The sequence below is a fragment of the Vibrio sp. D420a genome, assembly GCF_030248625.1.
GTDB lineage: Bacteria > Pseudomonadota > Gammaproteobacteria > Enterobacterales > Vibrionaceae > Vibrio > Vibrio fortis_A.
The window spans coordinates 189,573-211,256 of the sequence record NZ_JAHGAN010000029.1; the positions used below are offsets into that span (position 1 = coordinate 189,573).

A 21,684-nucleotide genomic window follows, 5' to 3' on the forward strand; every position below is an offset into this window, starting at 1 on the left:
TTAACTTTGTCATCCCTTTTTGAGATCTGGTTTCTCAAAAAGAGTCAGTGCAACACTAACTCTACGAAGCAAGGTAGTTTACTTATTGTTCAGTTTAGTTCAAATTTGCGCACAAATTAGACTTTAGTCTAATCGTACAAATATTGTGACGGGTATCTCTCAAAGATAAGACAGATTGGTTCTATTTTTTGCCGATGTTCAAACTCAAGCCCAAGATGCAAACTAGGCAACGTCCGCCTGACTTGTACAGATAGAGATGGTGTTGCGACCAGAGGACTTAGATTCATAAAGACCAATATCCGCACACTTATAGGAGTGGGTGCTGTTACCAGTAAGATCGGTATAGCCGATACTGACCGTCACTTTCGTGCCGCCAGAGAGTTGTACTTCAATTCGTAGGCGATCCAACACTCTTCTCGCTTCAGCTAACGAAGTATGAGGCATTAAGATAGCAAACTCTTCACCGCCAACACGCGCGACAAAGTCTGTGGTTCTCAAGCTTTCTTGAAGGATCGCAGCCACTCTAGCAATCACACGATCGCCCTCGTCATGGCCAAGTTCATCATTAATGCGTTTGAAGTTATCGATGTCGATCAACGCTAAGCACACTTGAGATTCGTTAGGGAAACGCTCCACCATTCGTGAATACTGTGCCAGCTGCTCTTCAAACTTGCGGCGATTCCATAGCTTACTCAGTGAATCTCGCTCACTGAGAATACGCAATCGTACTTCTAACTCTTTACGCACCGTGATGTCCACCAGCGACGTGATGTAGTAGCTCACCTTACCTGAGTTGCTCTTGACTGCTTGCACTCGCATGATCGCAGTGAAAGGGATTCGAAGTTTGCTCTTGCAGCTCACCTCACCTTCCCACAAATCATTCTCTTCGAGATGTGTCCAGATGTTTTTTGCAGTGTGAAGTTGTTCGCTATTCTCTAGCAGCAGTTGCAGGGCATTTTTACCATCAACCTGCGACTTGCTGTAACCAGTCATGTTCTCAAACTCATTGTTGGTCATGATGGTGCGATGGTGTTTATCAGAGATCATCACCGCAGACATACCGTTCAGCGCTGCTCGAGCCAATTTGCTCTCTAGACTGCGCCTTTGATAATGCGTCACGAGATAAGCCAGCGGGAAAGCAAAAACCATTACGGTAAAGAACACGATCAGCTGCTCTTGCGCTAAGTCATTGAGATCGCGCTCTGCTCTCTCTAATAACTGCTCTGAGCTCAACTGAATCACTAAGTGCATCTTTTGTTTCTGCGCAAGATCAACGGTGTTGAAGGCAAATAGATTGCCGTCTTCAAACATGTAACCCATGCGTTCAGAAGAGATCGCCTGCCAAGTTTTTGGGGCGATTTGTGAAAGGTTGAACCCTTTACGCTCAGGGATCGAATCACCAAACAGCTTGCTCTTGTTTTGGCTCGCAATGTAGTAACCATATTGGTTCACCACTTCAGCATGAAAATCAAAATCAGGAGAGAAGTTTAAGCGCGACGCTAATCCCCATACATCGAGGTTTATCACTAAGTAGCCGACGCGACGCTCTGGTGTTTGTACAGGCGTGATCACTCTCAATACGGGAGTATATGGATAAGTCAGCTCACCATATTCGGATTCCAGCTCAATACCCCACCCGCCAATCTCTTCAGCATCCAGGGTCTGTGCATAGTCGAAATAACCGTAGTTCGATTTATCTTGTAGCTCACTAGGAAGAGTAACAACACCTGTTCTTGAGGAGTAATTGACTCTGACCTTCTCATGGCCATCAATATCCAACAGATGGATCTGGGTATACCATCTTTGATTGACCAATACCGACTGCCAAACCTCTTCCAGTAGGTTCTTATTTTCAGCAGAAGGAGATGTCGCAAAATCAACCAAGCTTTGACTGTGGCTGAGCAGTTGCATCATAGAGACCAACTGGTCTTTCAACACATTATAGTCGCGCTCGGCGTATACAAGTTGATGAAGAGCCTGTTTTGCAGTGCGTTGATAACTCTGCTTTTTGACGTCTTGATAGCGTTGCTGGTAGTACAGAGCGATAGCTGCACAAAAGGTGACGCAAATAACGAGAAGCGTGGCGATTGTTTTTTTATTTCTCATTAATTGCTCAAAATAGGGTAAATATGGCGAGAATTATATCATTGTTATAAATTAACAAAATAAAAAAGCCGCACTTAATGCGGCTTTCTATCATACAATTTTCTTAAGCTTTTAGAGAGCGCTCTCCTCGAGCAATCCCAACCACGCCGCTGCGTGCCACTTCAAGCACTTCCGTTACTTCTGATAATGCTTGAATAAACGCATCCAGCTTCTCACTGGTACCCGCCATCTGCACTGTGTATTGAGAGGCGGTTACGTCGACGATCTGACCACGGAAGATATCAGCAGTACGTTTAACCTCTGCACGCGCAAAACCGCTCGCGCGAACCTTAACCATTAGTAGCTCACGCTCAATATGATCAAGCTCTGATACTTCTTGAACTTTAAGCACATCAATCAGCTTATGCAGTTGCTTCTGGATCTGCTCTAGTTGCATCTCATCTGAGTTGGTCGTTACGTTCAGACGTGAAAGCGTCGGATCATCTGTCGGCGACACGTTCAGCGATTCAATGTTGTAACCACGTTGAGAAAACAAGCCAACCACTCGAGACAAGGCACCCGGTTGGTTTTCCATTAATAGCGAAATAATGTGTCTCATACTATGTTCTCTCCGTTTTGCTTAGCCACATGTTATCCATACCCTCGCCTTTAATCTGCATTGGGTATACGTGCTCTGTATCATCAACACTAATGTCGACGAATACCAGGCGGTCTTTCATTGCCAGTGCTTTCTCTAGGCCTGATTCAAGTTCATCAGGAGACGAGATACGCATACCTACGTGACCATACGCTTCCGCGATAGCCGCAAAGTCTGGCACAGAGTCCATGTATGAGTTTGAGTGACGACCTTGGTAAACAATGTCTTGCCACTGTTTTACCATGCCTAAGAAACGGTTATTCAAGTTGATGATCTTAACCGGGATGTTGTATTGCAGAGCCGTTGATAGCTCTTGGATATTCATCTGAATACTGCCATCGCCTGTTACAACGACCACTTCTTCATCCGGTTTCGCGAACTTAACGCCCATACCCGCAGGTAAACCAAAGCCCATGGTGCCAAGGCCACCAGAGTTGATCCAACGGCGTGGTTTATTAAATGGATAGTAAAGTGCAGCAAACATTTGGTGCTGACCTACATCAGAAGCAACATACGCATCGCCATTAGTCACTTTATGTAGAGTTTCGATAACCTGCTGAGGTTTGATACGCTCAGGCGATTTGTCGTAAGCGAGACACTTACGGTCTTGCCATACTTTAATTTCAGCCCACCATGCATCCAAGGCTTCAGCATCATTGGTTCCGCCTTGCTCAATAAGCAGGTTCACCATGCTCTCAAGCACGCGCTCAGCAGAGCCTACGATCGGTAGATCCACCTTCACGTTCTTAGAGATCGACGATGGATCAATATCAATGTGCATGATCTTGGCATTTGGACAGTACTTCTCAAGGTTGTTGGTCGTACGATCATCAAAACGAACACCAACACCGAAAATAAGGTCTGCGTTATGCATTGCCATATTGGCTTCGTATAGGCCGTGCATACCAAGCATGCCTAGCGAGTTTTTATGCGTGCCCGGGAAGGCACCCAACCCCATCAGTGTGCTAACAACAGGTAGGTTTAGCGCCTCGGCAAGCTTAAGCAACTGTTTATCAGCTTCCGAAATAACCGCACCACCACCAACATAAAGAACCGGCTTCTTCGCTTCTAGAAGTGCCTTAAGTGCTTTCTTAATTTGTCCTTTGTGGCCTGTTACCGTTGGGTTGTACGAACGCATTTTGATCGTTTCTGGGTATTCGTACGGCAGCTTAATTTGTGGATTAAGTACATCTTTAGGAAGGTCAATCACAACTGGACCAGGTCGACCTGTGGTCGAAATATAAAAGGCCTTTTTTACGATCTCTGGGATGTCTTCAGCTTTCTTTACTAAGAAGCTGTGTTTTACGATTGGACGAGATACACCTACGATATCACACTCTTGGAATGCGTCATTACCAATCAAGTTATTCGGTACGTTACCTGAAATAACGATCATTGGAATCGAGTCCATGTACGCTGTCGCAATACCCGTTACGGTGTTGGTCGCACCAGGACCTGAACATACTAGTACAACACCAGGTTTACCGGTTGAACGCGTATAGCCATCGGCCATATGCGTCGCTGCTTGCTCATGGCGCACTAATACGTGTTTAATCTTGTCTGTTTTTGCGTGTAGGGCATCGTAGATATCCAAAACGGAACCGCCTGGATAACCAAAGATCTGCTCAACCCCTTCTTCAATTAGGGACTGAACTACCATTTCCGCGCCGGATAATTGGGCGCACTCTGGCTTAGTTGTCATATTGCTCTCCTTACCAGTTTCCTTCAGTTGGGTAAGCCGAAGGGGCTGGTTTTTACATAGTCTAGGTCTTATTCGTAGCCTAATTCGAAATACTTCCACTTTTTCGGCTATGATTGCTCGTCGTGATAACAATAAGCAGTGGTACGAAACAACTGTAACGTTTTATTATCATCGGGTCTAACACCCTTCTACAGTCAATAATTCGATATAACCATGTTTTAGAAAGAAAACCTCATCTAACACCACCCAGAACTTTCAAAGCAGAACAATTCACCAATAGTGACTACTAAAAAAACTCTAAATATTTCACAATCTCTCTTTTTTTCAGTGTGAACACCACGCTCTAGATGTGCTCTCACGCACATTTACCTGATGTCGTGACGTAAAAAATCCCCCTAATCGTCACCATGTACGACTAGGGGGATTTTTAAACAACTAAAAAGTTAACTTAGATAAAATTACTTATCTTTCGGCTTTTCAGTGTACATTTCTTCGATTTCGTCTTGATACTTATCGTTAATCACTTTACGACGCAGTTTCTGAGTCGGTGTCAGTTCACCAGCATCCATAGAGAAGGCTTTTGGTAACAGTTTGAATTTCTTCACTTGCTCAAACTTAGCCAGCTCTTGTTGTAGGTCATTAACGCGTTTTTCTAGCATCTCAACAATCTGGTGATGCTTAATCAACTCAACACGGTCGTGGTACTTGATGTTGAGCTCTTTCGCGTACTCTTCCAGAGAGTCATAACAAGGGACGATCAATGCAGAAACAAATTTACGTGTATCGGCAATCACGGCAATCTGCTCAATAAAGTGGTCTTTACCGATAGCACCTTCAACCACTTGTGGGGCAATGTATTTACCGCCAGAGGTTTTCATCAGCTCTTTAATACGGTCGGTAATGAATAGGTTACCGTTCTCATCGAAGTGACCCGCATCACCTGTTTTCAAGAAGCCGTGCTCGTCAAAAGTCTTAGCTGTTTCTTCTGGCATTTTATAGTAGCCGCGCATCACCATTGGGCCACGAACTAAGATTTCGTTCTGTTCGCCAATTTTTACTTCCGCGCCCGGCATAGACATACCGATTGAGTCCGGGTTGAAACAGCGATCATCCCAACATGAAACCGTTGCTGTGGTTTCTGTCATGCCATAACCAAGCTTCACATTGATGCCAATTGCGTGGAAGAAGCGACCGATAGTTTCATCAAGCTTTGCACCACCACATGGCATAAAGTTGATGTTTCCACCAAGTAGAGCGCGCAGCTTAGATAACACCAGTTTATCCGCCAATGCATGGCTCTTCTTCAACATTAGAGAAGGTGTGCGGCCCTCTTGGTGACAAGCTGCCAATTTAGCGCCCATGTTCACAGCCCAAGTAAAGAGGACCTTACGAATCAGTGGTGCTTTGGATACTTTCTCGTGGATGGCTGAGAAGATCTTCTCGTAAAAACGTGGAACCGCACACATCACGGTTGGCTTCACATCGCTTAGAGCATCACGCACCTGCATTGTGTCTTGCAGGTAACAGTTAGTTGCGCCTTTATAAAGGACATAGAAAGTCCATGCGCGTTCAAATACGTGAGATAGCGGTAAGAAACAGAGGGAAACATCATCTTTGCTTAGGCTTAAGCGCTCGTCATGGCCTTCCAGTTGAGAGCCGATGTTAGCGTAATCCAGCATTACACCTTTCGGTTGGCCAGTCGTACCAGAGGTATAGATAAGAGTAAGCAGATCATCCATATTCGCATCAGCAAGACGAACGTCTAATTCCGTTTGCTGAGCCTGTTGACCGCGCTCGATGAACTCTTGCCAAGAGATAGCAAAGTCATAGCCTTGAGTATCAATGTCATCTGACATCGCAACGATGATTTCAAGCTGTTCACATTCGTCAAATAGGCTGATTGCTGCATCAAACTGTGGCTGTTCGCCAACAAAAAGCACTTTAACGTCTGCGTTTTGAATAATGTAGGAAGACTGCGCCGCAGTGTTCGTTGGGTAAATCGGCACAGTTACAAGACGAGCTTGCAGGGCTGCAAAGTCTGCCACAGTCCATTGAGGCATATTATTTGAGTAGATACCGATCTTGTCTTGGATTCTCAGTCCTTGAGCCAATAGTGCGAGTGACAGCTTATCGATCTGTTCACCAAATTGCTGCCAGCTAATGCCTTGCCAAACATCATTAACTTTATGCTTTAAAGCCGTGCGGTTGCCGCCTTGAGCAATCTGCTCGCGAAGTCGTTTTACGATATGAAAATCTAAATTGGCCATCTCTTTACCTTTGGCTTACACCTGTAAGCTTTTTTGAGCGCACAAGTGTACCTCTGATCATGGAAAAGGCAACTGATGGAGCTCAAAGTTATCAGTAATAGTAAACTTAACTCTAAAAAATGAACGAAGTTCGGCGTTCTGGTACAAAAAAGCCCCGAACTAACAAACTAGCTCAGGGCTTATAAATCAAGGTTTTCAGCGATTAGTTAAGTGCTACAACTTCGCCACAGATCATCATTAGTTGATCTCGTAACCAAATGTGTCCTTTGTCTTTCTCGCTTGATTCGTGCCAGCTTAGGAAGCCTGAGATTGCCGCATTATCGAATGGGAAATCTAGAATCTGTAGCTGCTCTTTATTTGCTGCATGTTCAACCATCCAACGAGGTGCAATCGTTACAAGTTCAGACTGACCCACAACGTATAGCACGTTGCTTAGGCTAGTACCTTCATAGTAAGGCGTGCAGTCTAGGTCGCGGTATGCTTGCTCAGAGAAGCTGCGCTGACCGTGAATGCGAGACAGTTTCGCGTGCTTCTCTTCTAGAAGCTCAGTCGCCGTTACTGAACCGTTGATGCGTGGGTGTGAAGCTGAAGCAACAACCACTAGCTCATCTTGGAAGATTTCTGTGCTTGAGAAGCCTTGCTCATCGAAGCGAGCGTAATCGATAACGAAGTCGATTTCTTGGTAACGCATGCGCTCAGAAAGTTGACGGTCGAACTCAGCATCCATGTGTAGTTGAACACTTGGCGCAAGCTCATTGATAGTCGACATAATCTTAGGTGCAAAACGCATGTCACAAGGGCTGCAAATCGCCAACTTGAATAGACGAGAAGACGACTCAGGAGAGAATACAGAACTTGGTAGTTCATTGCGTACTAGTTGCAGTGCTTGGCGGATTGGGCCAAACAGTTGACGTGCACGTTGAGTCGGTTGAATACCGCGCCCCTGACGCATAAATAGCTCGTCGTTAAACATCACTTTTAGACGTGCTACAGCATTACTTACTGCAGGCTGAGACATACCCAAGTTGTGCGCTGCACGGGTAATGTTTTGCTCTTGCATTACAGCATCAAAAACAGTCAATAGGTTTAGGTCTACTCCACGAAGTGTGCTTTCCATTCTGTAGCTTGCAATAGCACTCATTGCGTCTTTTTTCTCTAACATTCAAGTTGCCTCTTGTCGGTATGACAGCGTTAAATTTGTAATAGTGTGGGAATAGATAACCACTAGTTCTTATATTTATCTGGCCGATGTGTTTCGGATAACATCTACTATTAACCAATCAATCGAACGCTACCAACAAGATTGATAAAGAATAATTTTATTTTACCTCAATGAATAATTATTAATTTAATATCATACACTTATGGATTTATAAAAAAACATAAAATGGCGCATTTTGGGATTTTCTTACGACTTATTTGACGGCTCAATCATTCAGTTACATTTGTTACAAATGATTGAGCCAATGAATTGATAGTGCAAGGCATTCAAAAACCTCACCTATGAATCAAGTGATAGAAGCGTAACTAGGGAAGTCGACCTTCTCCCATAACTGCCTTCTTAGTTGCTCCTGACAGTGCCAATCTTTCGCCAAAATCCACTCAACGATCGCACTCGCCACGTCTGGATAAGAGACCATTTCCGCTTGTTTCTCCCCTAGCCAAGTGCGTAAGGTTGCAGGGTCAAGGAAGCTCATCATCTGAGCCAAACCTAAGGCCTCTAGAGTTGCCACATTACTCTGTTGCTCGAATTGGCCAGCAAGCGGTTTCAATAGTAACTTCTTTCCTAAAGTCATCGCTTCGGAGGGCAACTCAAAGCCACCATTGGCAATCACGCCAGAGCATGCTTGAAGGTCAATTTGGAAACCATCATGGCTAAGTGGCTTGAATACGATATTTTCAACAGTGCGCTGCTCGATGATATCTGGGTGATAACAGACAAACTGATGAGAGATGAACTTAATCAAAAGATCCGTCACATCATCCAAATCTTCAAACGGCAGATAAACTAGGCTGAAGTCTGCGCTCCCTTCTGCACATGACGCCTTTTCGCGGCTAGACAAGGTATGAACAATCGGGGGTAAAATTGGCTGTTCAAAATGATACCAGTGCAATCCGATATAGTGCTCAGTCGGAGCAAAGTGCTGTATCACTGAGTGCTCGATCCAGTTTCCGCCCTTCTTGGGCACATCGAAGCGAAATGCATTCTGATGGCTAATGCCAATACACGGTACTTTTTGTTTTTTAGCCGCCCAAGCCGATACCGGCTCAAAGTCATTCAAGACCAAATCGTAACGCGAGAGATCCAATTCAGCGATTTCACGACGAAAACGCAACAGGCTATTCTTAAAGAAAGTTTTGCCATACTTCACCTGCCCTTGTTCACTGAAGAAAGTTAAGCCATGGCGAGTTTGGTAATCACCAAATGCTTCCATCGAAAAATACTTATCCCCGTCACGACCAGAGAATAAGAAGTCAACATCCACATTCTTCGCTTTCAGAGCGTTCGCCATCGCACGAGCACGCGCAATATGACCATTGCCAGTGCCTTGTACACCATAGAGTATTTTCATATTCGGTCCTTTTTAGACTCTCGAATTGGAGGAAGTATCTTTAAAACTAAAGCAGTCCATTGAGCGCAAGATTCGCGCAAGCAATACCAAGTGCCGCACCGATCAGCACATCGGTAAGAAAATGAACCCCTAGCAAGATACGTGAACCTGCGATCAGACCAGCCCAAACGAGGCTCAATAAGTAAACCTGCGGATAAAAGTGCCCAATGACGGTGGCCATAACAAAAGCCGCGGCCGAATGTCCCGAGGGCAGGCTGTATTTATCTGAAGGCACGATGTAAGAATGTAGGAAAGAGGAAAACTCAGCTGGGCGACGACGCTTGATGGTATTTTTTGCAAGCCAATAGATAGGGAGCTCAATGGCAAATGCCGCCAAACCCACCATAAGAAACGCTTTGCCGTTCTGCTCATCTAAGAACAGAGCAGCTATTGCAAACAAAAGGTATAGGTGCCCGTCCCCAGTATGGGAAATGGCTTTACTGATCTGCGCGGTTTGCTTGCTGTAACGACTCTTCAAGCAAAACATAGAAAATGCCACATCCCAGCGGACAATTGGTTCTATCGTTCTCATGTGTTCCCTCAGCTCTTATCTGTGCTTTGGGGTTACGTTAGAAGTTGGAAATGACAATATGGTGACGATTTTGCGGATAAAAAATGAACATTTCATCCTCAGGGTGATTCATCATTGCAGTGAATTGTTGGCAAAAGAAAAGCGGCTCAAACACCGCTTTTGATGTTCACGCCCTATCAACTAAACAGTGAGGGGCTCATGCTTCTTAACTAATCCAAAGTCAGCCAAAATCGCGTAGGCTGCAGGGATCATAAACAGCACCAGTAGTGTTGAAGCGAAGATACCAAACACAATCGAGATCACTAGTGGCTGTATAACCTGAGCCTGCAAACTGGTTTCAGTAAGCAGAGGCAACAGTCCTGCCGCAGTAGTCATCGAAGTTAAGAACACGGCCCGGAAACGTTCACGACTCGCTTTCACTACAGAGTCATGCACGCTATCTCCCTCATCCACATGGTGCCGGATGTATTGCACTAAGAGTATCGAGTCGTTAACCACGATCCCAGCTAATGACACAAAGCCCATCATACTCGGCATACTCAGGGAATGCCCGAGCAACCAGTGCCCGACCACAACACCGATAAAGGCTAAAGGTATCGCCAGCATCACCACGAAAGGTTCTAGGTAACTGCGGAATTGATAACTCAATATGGTAAAGACGCCAAACAAACCCAGTAAAAAGCCCTTACCCATAGAGGCACCAGTCTTCGCCGCATCTTTCGCCTCACCTTCAAAATCAAAACGCAGTCCAGGGTATTTCTTTAGCAACTTAGGCGCTTCATCGCGCTGGAACTGGGCCAAGATAGCCGACGAGCTGGCTTTTTTATTGTTTACATCACCAAAGATACTGATGGTACGTAGGCCATCAATACGTTGGATTCGCACATAGTTTCGCTGAAAGTCGAGCGTCGCTAAAGTCGCTAGCGGGATCTGACTACCGTCTGAAGTAATGATTGGGAAGTTAGCCAACTGCTGAACATCGCCAGCTTGCTGCTTGTCCAAACGCACTTCTATTGAGATGTTCTCAACACCCACCTGAATCTCATCCGCAGTCTGACCAAAGAATGCAGCACGCAATTGAGACGCGATCATCTGTCCGTTGACGTTGTATGTCTCCGCCCCCGGTCTTAGCTTAACTAAGATCTCCTCTTTACCCATTCGCATGTCATCAAGCACGCCATGCACACCATCAAACTGGTTCAAATACTCTTGAATATCAATCGAAGCCGCTTTCAGCGCTTGCAGATCATCATGTTTGGCTCGAATTTCAATCGCTCGCCCACCCGGCCCCACCGTCGGCTGCTTGAATACTAGAGAAATAGGATCGGCCAGTTCACCCACATCATTACGCCAAGCATCAATAAAGTCATCGATGACCGTGTTTCTGCTCTCGGCACCACGCAGGTCCAAACGCACTGTCGCTAGATGTGGTCCTGATTCATTGGCATCCGCATTGGCATTAAACTGACTGGTGATGTGCTCAACTAAGGTGTTCCCCCCCTCAACTTCATCACTCCATTGCACGTTCAAACGCTCAGCAGATGAAACGATATGCTCCACGACTCGTTCAGTTTGTGCTAGCGATGCACCCGGTGGCAAAATCACGCGAGCCTCAGCAATGTCGCCATCCAATTCAGGGAAAGGTTGGAATTTAACGATACCACCTGCAATCAAAGCGATAGCAAGGAGCAGCAAACTCACTATGCCTCCCATAAAGGCATATCGAAACGAGACAACGCGCTCCACCATGCTCATCAAAGTGGTGTTACGGAAGTTTTCAAATTTCTCCAATAACGCAACTTTAAAGCGCAGCGCTGGCTTCTCTTGTTTCTCTTTATGCAGCGAGTGTGACAGGTGGTTGGGCAGAATCAAGAAGGCTTCAATCAAGCTCAACGAAAGTACTAAGATCAAGACTTGAGGTACCGCTTTAAGAACCGCCCCCATCTCACCGTCTAAGAACAACAGACTGCCAAAAATACACACAGTCGTTAAGAACGAGGAAAGTACGCCAGGCAGAACTTTTTTCACCCCGTTGTAGACAGCATCATCGACCTTCTGCCCCCGATCGAGATGTGAGGCTATCGATTCAGCGATCACAATGGCGTCATCCATCATAATACCGATGGCCATCAACAAACCAACAAGCGACATGATGTTAATGGATAACCCAAGGTTCGCCATCAAGAACAGACCACCTAGAAAAGCAACCGGCAGACCGGCGGCAACCCAGAATGAGTAACGTAAGCTGAAGAACAGCCACATAGTCGCGAACACCAACACGATCCCTTGCCAGCCGTTGCGTACCATCATCGTCAGACGGTCCCACAATACAGAAGAGAGGTCATTGGTCATTTGTAGCGTTACGCCATCAGGGGCTATCGCACTCTGGTCTTCAACGAATTGAGTCACGCGCTCTTTGATACGCAGCGCGTCATCTTCTTTGTTCTTACTGACCTTAAGCAGAGCCGATGGCTTCCCATCAAACAGTACCTTCTGCTCATCCAGTTCAAATCGGTCTGTGATGACTGCGATATCTCGCAAGCGAATCACAGAGCCGTTTGGAGCAGAGCCGACTACGATACTTTCGAGCTCTAGTGGAGTCACTCGACGCTCATCAAAACGGATCAGAAAGTTCTTGTCGGGTGTTTCGACATTACCACTTGGCAGCTTAACGTTCTGACGCCCAATCTGTTCTGCGATGTCATTAACCGTTAACCCCAATTGACGAATTGCTTGGGTATCCAGCTCAACACGATATTGATGATCAGAAAAGCCACTGACTTCTACCAGCGAGACATCATAGTCGAGTTTCATGGTCCGCTTTAACTGCTCAGCATAAGCTTTGAGTTCGGGCCATGTAGTATCTGCAGTGATTGCCACATCAACCACGGGCTCATTCCAATCAAGCTCTTGAACAACTGGGGATTCGATCTCTGAAGGGAAGTCGTTAATCGAATCAATCTGAGTCTGTACGTCCACCAGCATACGACCAATGTCCGCTTTCTCATTGAGCTTAAGGATCAGGCGCGCACTGCCTTCGATCGCCTCACACTGGGTTTCTTCGATATTCGCCAAACCGTCAACGGCGTCTTCCATACGAATACACAAGCTCTCCTCCACCTCTTGTGGTGAAGCGCCAGGGTAAACAATGCCCGCCATGATGTATGGAGGATCGTACTCAGGAAAGGTTTCTCGCTTAATGTTGGAGAGCGAGCTCAAACCCAGCACCAACAACCCCAACATGAGTAAGTTGGCAGCTGTTGGGTGTCGAGAGAAAAACTTAATCATGAATCACTCTCCTGCATCGAGGTTGAGTCATCACCGGTCTCTCTCAGTAACATTCCCTCTATAGCGGGAAGTACATCATTGAGGATCAGCTTATCACCCTGTTTGAGCTCTCCACGAACCACGACCTGATTATCACGGCGATACAAAACTTCCACCTGAACCATACTTAAGCGCTGCTCGCTATCCATTAAGTAAAGGGTATCGCCATGCAGTGCTCGCTCTGGTACTACCCAAGCAAGATTAGACGCACCTTCAATCAGGGCTTTGACGAACATACCGTTTACTAAAGGTGGCAGACTACTTGGCTCAAGTTGGGCGTAGTCTTGCTTAATTTCTAATATCACACCCGCTGTTGCTTGGTTTTCATCAACGGTTTCACTGATACGTGCCACTCGTGCAGGCCACGCTGCATTCAAGTTACCGCTATTAAGTTCAATAGTGGCGGAGATTTCTGAGGTGTCGGTATTAGGAATACCAGACTCATCACGGGTGAATTCACCTAAGCTCGAAGCCAAGGTCTGCATATCGTGAATTGAAAGCTGCGCTTCGACCTCCATCACATCAATACCGTGAGCAATAAACATGGTTTGTTGAAGATTGACCACTTGGTTGGTCTCTATATCGACCTGAGCGATACGCATTGCTTTTGGCAGAGTAATGGTGGTTTTTTCCAAAGAGCGCTCAGCTTCTCTTACCTTAGAAACATTTACTTTGATCACCGCTTCTGCCACTCTCTTCTCGTCTGGCATTAACGCGATTTGGTTCTCGATATCAAGCACCAGTTTGCGCTGCGAAAGCGCACTCTGCTCTTGCAGATCAACATCAGACTGAGAGGTTAAACCTTTCTTGCGCAGATCTTGTTTACGCTTAAGCTCTTTATTACTGATCACTAAGCGGTTTTTCTCGATCTTCAATGTTTGGTTTAGGTTCTGCTCTTCTTGATTCAACTTAGCCAAAGAGGTTTGAGAAGATTTAAGGTCGGCCTGAGCTTGCGTCAATTTGAGTTCATAATCGAGAGGATCAATCTTGAGCACCTCTGTACCAGCAGGGATCACTTTGCCTTTTTCTAGTTCAGGGTGGCGATAGACGATCTTACCTGTAACTTCCGCGATCGCTTTCCACTCAACTTTAGGCACCACTTTGCCAAAACCAATCGCTAAAGGAGCCATAGATTGAGGCTCTAGTACTTGTACCTCTACCAAGCGGGCTCGGTCACCAGCAGGTTTGGTTGGAAGGTCTGGCTTAAGGTTAATCGCCACAACTAAGCCGACAATACCTATCGCTAATGCTGGAAAGAACAGCCACTTTTTCCCTATTTTCATTCTGTTTAGTCCTGAATTTTTGAGGTGCTTGTTGGATTCACAAAGCCCTCACTCATTAGTTGAATATTGTGTTCAATCAGACGGTTAAGAAAGTCTTCATTTAACTCAATGCCATGCAGCGCCAGCAGTGGTGGTGGTGCGATAAAAGGAAATACCATTAAACTGATATACGAAATCCGACATAACTTAGGATCCATATCTTTTCTCAGCACACCATGGTCAATCAGCTTCTCAAATATCACGTCTTGGGCAGGTTTAGCGATATCAATGAACACCTTCTCAAGCAGCTCTCGCTGAACCTCAGAGGGTGGCATATTCATCACTTGAGCCACTAAGCGAGGAAATTTTGGTACCTTCGCCATCTCTTTGTAGTAAGTACGCATAAGATCGAGAAAGTTATCGTGGTTACTCTCATCAATGAGCTTTTGCATCTGCAACTGCATTGGCCGCAGAGTTTCACGCAACATCGCTTCAAACAGACCCGCCTTGTTACCGAAGTAATAGCGAATCATCGCAATATTCACACCAGCCCTCTCAGCGACGAGCCGAGTTGATACCTTGTCATAAGGCTGCACGACAAACAGATCCCGCGCATGTTCAATCAAGAGTTGCCGAACCTCTCGATTCTTCTGCGGTCGCCCAACTTTTCGTCCCACTCTATAGCCACCCTATAATTAATCACACGATTAATTATAGGGTGATATTCCAACAGGTGGTGAAGAATAATTACTCACTATTTAATCGAGTGATTAATTAAATTTGAGCTTGAATTATTTTCCCGTCATTCACTCGGTAAAAAAGATTTAGTACAAAGTTATAACCTAAACATCATGCAAACGATAAACTAACCGCGCAACTCGAAAGCAAAAAGCAAAACAAAAAACCAATAAACAAATAAAAATCAGCACAAACAAAATGAAAAAGCTCACAATGCACGCCGATATTGGATTTTCACGTTTGACGCTCAGAATAAATTACGGTAAATATGGTGTTAACAGTTTATTTACGGATATTTGTGCCATGACGTTTTCTTTTTCTCGACTGCTGAAACTTCTCCTTATCGTGAACCAATCGCGTGGGTAAGTTGTGGGTCAAGAACTGCACAAATATTAAAACCCGCGCTAAGCGGGTTTTTTTGTAACTAAGCTCATTAAAAGAACATCATTCTCAATAATATTTTGGATAGCAATCGATACGATATCGATATAAGGAAGCACCCATGAACGATCAAGTGATAATTTTTGATACGACTTTACGAGACGGCGAGCAGGCACTAGCTGCAAGCCTGACAGTAAAAGAGAAGTTACAAATTGCTTATGCACTTGAAAGACTCGGTGTGGACGTTATCGAGGCTGGTTTCCCAGTTTCATCTCCGGGTGATTTTGAGTCAGTGCAAACCATCGCAAAGAACATCAAAAACAGCCGTATTTGTGCCCTTTCTCGTGCCGTTGCCAAAGATATTGATGCAGCAGCGGAGGCTTTGAAAGTTGCTGAAGCATTTCGTATTCATACCTTTATCTCAACTTCTACAGTCCACGTACAAGACAAGCTTCGTCGCAGTTACGACGACGTGGTTGAGATGGGTGTTAAAGCAGTAAAACACGCACGTAACTACACTGATGATGTTGAATTCTCTTGTGAAGATGCTGGTCGTACACCAATTGACAACCTATGTCGCATGGTAGAAGCCGCGATTGATGCAGGCGCAAAGACCATCAACATTCCAGATACTGTGGGCTACACAGTGCCAAATGAGTTCGGTGGCATTATTCAAACACTATTCAACCGTGTACCTAACATCGATAAAGCGATCATCTCTGTTCACTGTCACGATGATCTAGGTATGTCAGTCGCCAACTCTATTGCTGCGGTTCAAGCGGGTGCTCGTCAGGTCGAAGGTACGATCAATGGTATTGGTGAGCGTGCGGGTAACTGTTCTCTTGAAGAGATCGCAATGATCATCAAGACACGCCAAGAGTTACTAGGTGTTCATACGGGTCTTAAACATGAAGAGATCCACCGTACCAGTAAGCTAGTGAGCCAGCTATGTCACATGCCAATCCAAGACAACAAAGCCATTGTCGGTGCGAACGCCTTTAGCCACTCTTCAGGTATCCACCAAGACGGCATGCTTAAGAACAAAAATACCTATGAGATCATGACTCCAGAATCGATTGGTCTTAAAGATAAAGCGCTAAACCTAACCAGCCGCAGTGGCCGTGCAGCCGTTAAGAGCCACATGGATGCGATGGGTTACCAAGAAAACGAGTACAACCTAGATTCATTGTACGAAGATTTCTTGAAGCTAGCAGACCGTAAGGGTCAAGTATTCGATTACGACTTAGAAGCCTTGATGCACTTCGCTAACCTTCGCGACGAAGATGATTTCTACAAGTTGAACTACCTAAGTGTTCAATCTGGCAGTGTTATGTCGACCACTAGCATCAAGCTGCAATGTGGTGATGAAGAGAAGTGTGAAGCTGCAGTCGGTAATGGCCCTGTTGATGCGCTATACCAATGTATCTACCGTTTGACTGGTTACGAGATCGTACTAGACAAGTTCGACCTAACGGCAAAAGGTGAAGGTGAAGATGGCTTGGGTCAAGCCGACATCATCGCTAACTACAAAGGTCGCAAATACCACGGTACAGGCGTTTCAACAGATATCGTAGAAGCATCTGGCCAAGCGCTACTGCATGTTATCAATAGCATTCAACGTGCAGACACGATTGCTGAAATGAAACAGCAACGAATCGAAACCGTATAAACAGAATCACTCTCTGGCTCTCTCATATAGGAGAGCTAGGAAACAAATTAACGCTCCTCCAAGCACGAAGAAATTAAAGGATTAACATGACTGACAAATCATACAAAATTGCCGTACTACCTGGCGATGGCATCGGCCCAGAAGTAATGCAACAAGCACATAAAGTGTTAGACGCTATTGAAAAGAAACATGCAATTAGCTTTGCACGTGAAGAGTATGATGTCGGCGGTATCGCGATCGATAATCACGGTTGCCCACTACCAGAGTCAACAGTTAAAGGGTGTGAAGAGTCTGACGCTGTATTATTCGGCTCTGTCGGTGGCCCTAAGTGGGAACACCTTCCACCAAACGACCAACCAGAGCGTGGTGCCCTACTTCCTCTACGTAAGCACTTCCAACTGTTCTGTAACCTACGCCCAGCACAGATCCACAAAGGTCTAGAGTCATTCTCACCACTTCGTGCAGACATCTCTGATCGCGGCTTCGACATCGTCGTTGTTCGTGAATTAACGGGTGGTATTTACTTCGGTCAACCAAAAGGTCGTGAAGGCGAAGGCGCAAATGAAAAAGCGTTCGATACTGAGGTTTACCACCGCTACGAGATCGAGCGTATCGCTAAAATCGCTTTTGAATCTGCTCGTCTACGTAACAAGAATGTCTACTCAATTGACAAAGCGAACGTTCTACAAAGCTCTATCTTGTGGCGTGAAGTTGTTGAAGAAGTAGCAAAAGATTACCCAGATGTAACGCTAAACCACATGTACATTGATAACGCGACGATGCAACTTATTAAAGACCCGTCTCAGTTTGACGTGATGCTTTGTTCGAACATCTTTGGTGACATCATCTCAGATGAATGTGCAATGATCACCGGCTCTATGGGCATGCTACCTTCTGCTAGCTTAAACGAGAGCAACTTCGGTCTATACGAGCCAGCAGGCGGCAGTGCACCTGACATCGCAGGCAAAAACATCGCAAACCCAGTCGCTCAAATCCTGTCTGCGGCATTGATGCTGCGTTACAGCTTAGGTGAAGAAGAGGCAGCACAAGCGATTGAGACGGCAGTTTCAAAAGCGCTATCTGCAGGTGAACTAACCGCTGATCTTGCTGGCGACAAACCAGCACTAACCACTTCAGAGATGGGCGATAAGATCGCACAGTACATTCTAGAAGCTTAAGATCACGTAACACTCTATAAGAACAATATCGGCTCACTGACTGCAAAGCGGTGAGCTGAAATAAGCACTGGGATTAATGCTCCCAAGGAAGAACAAGCTATGTCTACAAACCAGCAAGCCAAAACCTTATACGAAAAAGTCTACGACGCGCACGTTGCCGTTGCAGCTGAGGGTGAAAACCCAATCCTATACATCGATCGCCACCTAGTACACGAAGTAACATCACCGCAAGCCTTTGATGGCCTTCGTGAAAAGGGACGTAAAGTTCGCCAAGTTGGTAAGACTTTCGCGACTATGGATCACAACGTTTCGACTCAAACCAAAGACATCAATGCATCAGGTGAGATGGCTCGTATCCAGATGGAAACGCTTTCGAAAAACTGTGAAGAGTTTGGCGTTACACTTTACGATTTGAACCACAAATACCAAGGTATTGTGCACGTAATGGGTCCTGAGCTTGGTATTACGCTACCGGGTATGACCATCGTTTGTGGTGACTCGCACACAGCGACACACGGCGCATTTGGTTCACTAGCCTTTGGTATCGGTACTTCAGAAGTAGAGCACGTGCTAGCAACTCAAACGCTAAAACAAGCTCGCGCTAAGACCATGAAAATCGAAGTAAAAGGCAAAGTCGCTCCAGGCATCACCGCTAAAGATATCGTATTGGCGATCATCGGTGAAACAACGGCTGCTGGCGGTACAGGCTATGTTGTTGAATTCTGTGGTGAAGCCATTACCGATCTTACGATGGAAGGTCGTATGACGGTTTGTAACATGGCTATCGAACTAGGTGCCAAAGCGGGTCTTATCGCACCTGACGAAACCACATACGAATACATCAAGGGCCGTAAATTCTCGCCACAAGGTGATGATTTTGACGCGGCTGTTGAGTACTGGAACACACTGAAAACCGATGACGACGCAGAGTTTGATGCGGTTGTTACACTAAATGCTGCAGATATCAAACCTCAAGTGACTTGGGGTACTAATCCAGGCCAAGTTATCTCGGTTGATACTCCTATCCCATCACCAGACAGCTTCTCTGACCCTGTTGAAAAAGCCTCGGCTGAAAAAGCATTGGCTTACATGGGCTTAGAAGCAGGCAAGTCTCTATCTGACTACAACGTAGATAAAGTATTCGTGGGTTCTTGTACTAACTCTCGCATCGAAGACATGCGCGCTGCAGCAGCTGTAGCGAAAGGTCGTAAAGTCGCATCTCATGTACAGGCTCTGATCGTTCCTGGGTCTGAACAAGTTAAAGCGCAAGCTGAAGCGGAAGGGCTAGATGTAATCTTTAAAGAAGCTGGCTTTGAATGGCGTCTACCTGGTTGTTCAATGTGTCTTGCAATGAACAATGACCGCTTAGGTCCTCAAGAGCGTTGCGCATCAACGTCTAACCGTAACTTCGAAGGTCGCCAAGGCCGTGATGGTCGTACGCACCTAGTTAGCCCTGCAATGGCCGCTGCTGCTGCGATCGCTGGCCACTTCGTCGATATTCGTGAACTTTAATTTAGAGGATTTAACATGTCAGGTTTCAAACAACACACTGGTTTAGTCGTTCCTCTAGATGCTGCGAACGTTGATACCGACGCCATCATTCCAAAGCAGTTCCTACAAAAAGTATCTCGCTTGGGCTTTGGTAAACACCTTTTCCATGATTGGCGTTTCCTAGATGATGCAGGTCAGCAACCAAACCCAGAGTTTGTAATGAACGCTCCACGCTACCAAGGCGCTTCTATTTTGTTGGCTCGTGAAAACTTCGGCTGTGGTTCATCACGTGAACACGCACCTTGGGCACTAGCAGATTACGGTATTAAAGCGATGATCGCACCGAGCTTCGCCGACATTTTCTATGGTAACTCCATCAATAACCAGATGGTGCCAGTACGCCTAACTGAGCAAGAAGTCGATGAAATCTTCCAGTTCGTTGAAGCGAATGAAGGGGCTGAAGTTGAAGTAGACCTAGAAGCAAACGTGGTTCGTGCGAACGGCAAAGAGTACTCTTTTGAGATTGACGAATTCCGTCGTCATTGTCTACTAAATGGCTTAGATAACATTGGTTTAACGCTACAACACGAAGAGAAAATTTCTGCGTATGAAGCAAACATCCCTAGCTTTCTAAAGTAACACCTAAACGCAAGCTAGAATCAATGTTATACCAATCACAGTAAGTAAGTGATCAAAAATAGCGCAGAAAAAAAGCTTGAGAACAAGGCAGAATTTTTCGATAAGTAGTTATTCTACAATCAAAAATTCTAACGCAGTTATCGAGCATTTTAGCAAGCTAGGTTGAGCAATTATTTACTACGATTGGTATTAGTAACACTCAAAAGGTTGGCTTAGGTCAGCCTTTTTTGATGTCTAGGCTTTAACTTTTTTGATGCTTAGGCTTTAAACTAGCAAAAGTTGAAAGAAAGTGTGGGTAGCCAAGGTCTTATAGATGTCATTAGGGAGAACATTTATGAAAAACCTACTTCTAGTTATTAGCCTACTCTTTTCTTCATTGGCTTTTTCAGCACCAAAATCAGAACTATGGTCATATTGGGATCAAAGTAATGAGTCAAACAGTGGCACCATTTCTCACGCTACTTGGCAGCAGTTTCTTGATAATTATATTGTTATCGACGGACAAAACCATCTCATCCGCTACCAAGCCGTTAGCTCTAATGATCGCTCACTGCTGAAGCAGTATATTGAACAACTCGCCAACACTGACCCTCGACAATTCCCTCAAGCGGAGCAATATGCCTACTGGGTAAATCTCTACAATGCGATAACTGTGGAGCTAATCTTAGATGCTTATCCAGTCAAATCGATCACCAAACTCGGCGGTTTGTTTAGTTTTGGTCCGTGGGGAGACGAAGTCGTTACCATTAATAGTAAAGCACTGACCCTGAACGATATTGAGCACCGAATTTTACGCCCAATTTGGCAAGACCCTAGAACACATTACGCCGTCAACTGTGCCAGCTTAGGTTGCCCTAACCTTCAAACTCAAGCTTTCACTGCTGAAAACACCGAAGCATTACTGGAACAGGCTGCTCGTCAGTTTGTGAACAGCGACAAAGGAGTTTTGGTGCAAAAGAATAAATTACAACTCTCTTCAATTTATGACTGGTTTATCGCCGATTTTGGTACTCAGGAGCAACTCATCGAGCACCTCAATCAGTATCGCACTCAACCGCTATCAAACGTAAAAAACATCGATTACGAATATGATTGGGCACTCAACCAAGCGAAATAAATTGATAGCATTCAATGAAGGTTCAA

The 21,684-nt window shown here is 45.4% G+C and carries 15 protein-coding genes; 5 read left to right on the top strand and 10 right to left on the bottom strand.

Annotated elements, in window-relative coordinates; translation table 11 throughout:
* Window positions 1-222 precede the first annotated feature (222 nt).
* The 10 genes from KI743_RS19345 to KI743_RS19390 form a co-directional block, all read right to left on the bottom strand.
* Window positions 223-2,106, bottom strand: a complete 1,884-nt coding sequence (locus KI743_RS19345; protein ID WP_285467788.1) for a sensor domain-containing diguanylate cyclase — start codon at window positions 2,104-2,106, stop codon at window positions 223-225.
* Window positions 2,107-2,209: 103 nt separating this feature from the next.
* Window positions 2,210-2,704, bottom strand: coding sequence for an acetolactate synthase small subunit (ilvN, locus tag KI743_RS19350; protein WP_032553060.1), 495 nt, complete (start codon window positions 2,702-2,704; stop codon window positions 2,210-2,212).
* 1 nt (window position 2,705) lies between these two features.
* Complete coding sequence (locus KI743_RS19355) at window positions 2,706-4,445, bottom strand: acetolactate synthase 3 large subunit (RefSeq protein ID WP_032553059.1); 1,740 nt, start codon at window positions 4,443-4,445, stop codon at window positions 2,706-2,708.
* Between the two features lie 458 nt (window positions 4,446-4,903).
* On the bottom strand, window positions 4,904-6,712 hold the full coding sequence (locus tag KI743_RS19360) for a long-chain fatty acid--CoA ligase (RefSeq protein ID WP_285467789.1): 1,809 nt from the start codon (window positions 6,710-6,712) through the stop codon (window positions 4,904-4,906).
* Window positions 6,713-6,914: 202 nt separating this feature from the next.
* Window positions 6,915-7,874: a transcriptional regulator LeuO gene (gene leuO / locus KI743_RS19365; RefSeq protein ID WP_285467790.1), complete on the bottom strand. Its 960-nt coding sequence runs from the start codon at window positions 7,872-7,874 to the stop codon at window positions 6,915-6,917.
* Between the two features lie 346 nt (window positions 7,875-8,220).
* Window positions 8,221-9,285: an MJ1255/VC2487 family glycosyltransferase gene (locus KI743_RS19370; RefSeq protein ID WP_285467791.1), complete on the bottom strand. Its 1,065-nt coding sequence runs from the start codon at window positions 9,283-9,285 to the stop codon at window positions 8,221-8,223.
* A 46-nt stretch (window positions 9,286-9,331) separates the two neighbouring features.
* Window positions 9,332-9,856 (bottom strand): phosphatase PAP2 family protein, encoded by a 525-nt coding sequence (locus tag KI743_RS19375; RefSeq protein ID WP_150895876.1) that lies wholly within the window; start codon window positions 9,854-9,856, stop codon window positions 9,332-9,334.
* A 180-nt stretch (window positions 9,857-10,036) separates the two neighbouring features.
* Entirely contained in the window at window positions 10,037-13,144 is a 3,108-nt protein-coding gene (locus tag KI743_RS19380; protein ID WP_285467792.1) for an efflux RND transporter permease subunit, read from the bottom strand.
* On the bottom strand, window positions 13,141-14,466 hold the full coding sequence (locus tag KI743_RS19385; RefSeq protein ID WP_285467793.1) for an efflux RND transporter periplasmic adaptor subunit: 1,326 nt from the start codon (window positions 14,464-14,466) through the stop codon (window positions 13,141-13,143). The genes KI743_RS19380 and KI743_RS19385 overlap by 4 nt, the downstream gene beginning before the upstream one ends.
* Window positions 14,467-14,471: 5 nt before the next feature.
* On the bottom strand, window positions 14,472-15,122 hold the full coding sequence (locus KI743_RS19390; protein WP_150895878.1) for a TetR/AcrR family transcriptional regulator: 651 nt from the start codon (window positions 15,120-15,122) through the stop codon (window positions 14,472-14,474).
* 563 nt (window positions 15,123-15,685) lie between these two features.
* On the opposite strand from KI743_RS19390, the gene leuA reads away from it, so the two are divergent.
* The 5 genes from leuA to KI743_RS19415 all read left to right on the top strand — a co-directional run bounded on the left by leuA (window position 15,686) and on the right by KI743_RS19415 (window position 21,658).
* Window positions 15,686-17,233 (top strand): 2-isopropylmalate synthase, encoded by a 1,548-nt coding sequence (gene leuA, locus KI743_RS19395; RefSeq protein ID WP_032553051.1) that lies wholly within the window; start codon window positions 15,686-15,688, stop codon window positions 17,231-17,233.
* 86 nt (window positions 17,234-17,319) lie between these two features.
* Window positions 17,320-18,411, top strand: a complete 1,092-nt coding sequence (gene leuB / locus KI743_RS19400; protein ID WP_150870817.1) for a 3-isopropylmalate dehydrogenase — start codon at window positions 17,320-17,322, stop codon at window positions 18,409-18,411.
* 99 nt (window positions 18,412-18,510) lie between these two features.
* Window positions 18,511-19,923 carry a 3-isopropylmalate dehydratase large subunit gene (gene leuC, locus KI743_RS19405; RefSeq protein WP_032553048.1) on the top strand — a complete coding sequence of 471 codons (1,413 nt, stop codon included), beginning with the start codon at window positions 18,511-18,513 and terminating at the stop codon, window positions 19,921-19,923.
* A gap of 15 nt (window positions 19,924-19,938) precedes the next feature.
* Window positions 19,939-20,541, top strand: coding sequence for a 3-isopropylmalate dehydratase small subunit (gene leuD, locus KI743_RS19410; RefSeq protein WP_032553047.1), 603 nt, complete (start codon window positions 19,939-19,941; stop codon window positions 20,539-20,541).
* A 334-nt stretch (window positions 20,542-20,875) separates the two neighbouring features.
* On the top strand, window positions 20,876-21,658 hold the full coding sequence (locus KI743_RS19415) for a DUF547 domain-containing protein (RefSeq protein WP_285467795.1): 783 nt from the start codon (window positions 20,876-20,878) through the stop codon (window positions 21,656-21,658).
* Window positions 21,659-21,684: the final 26 nt, after the last annotated feature.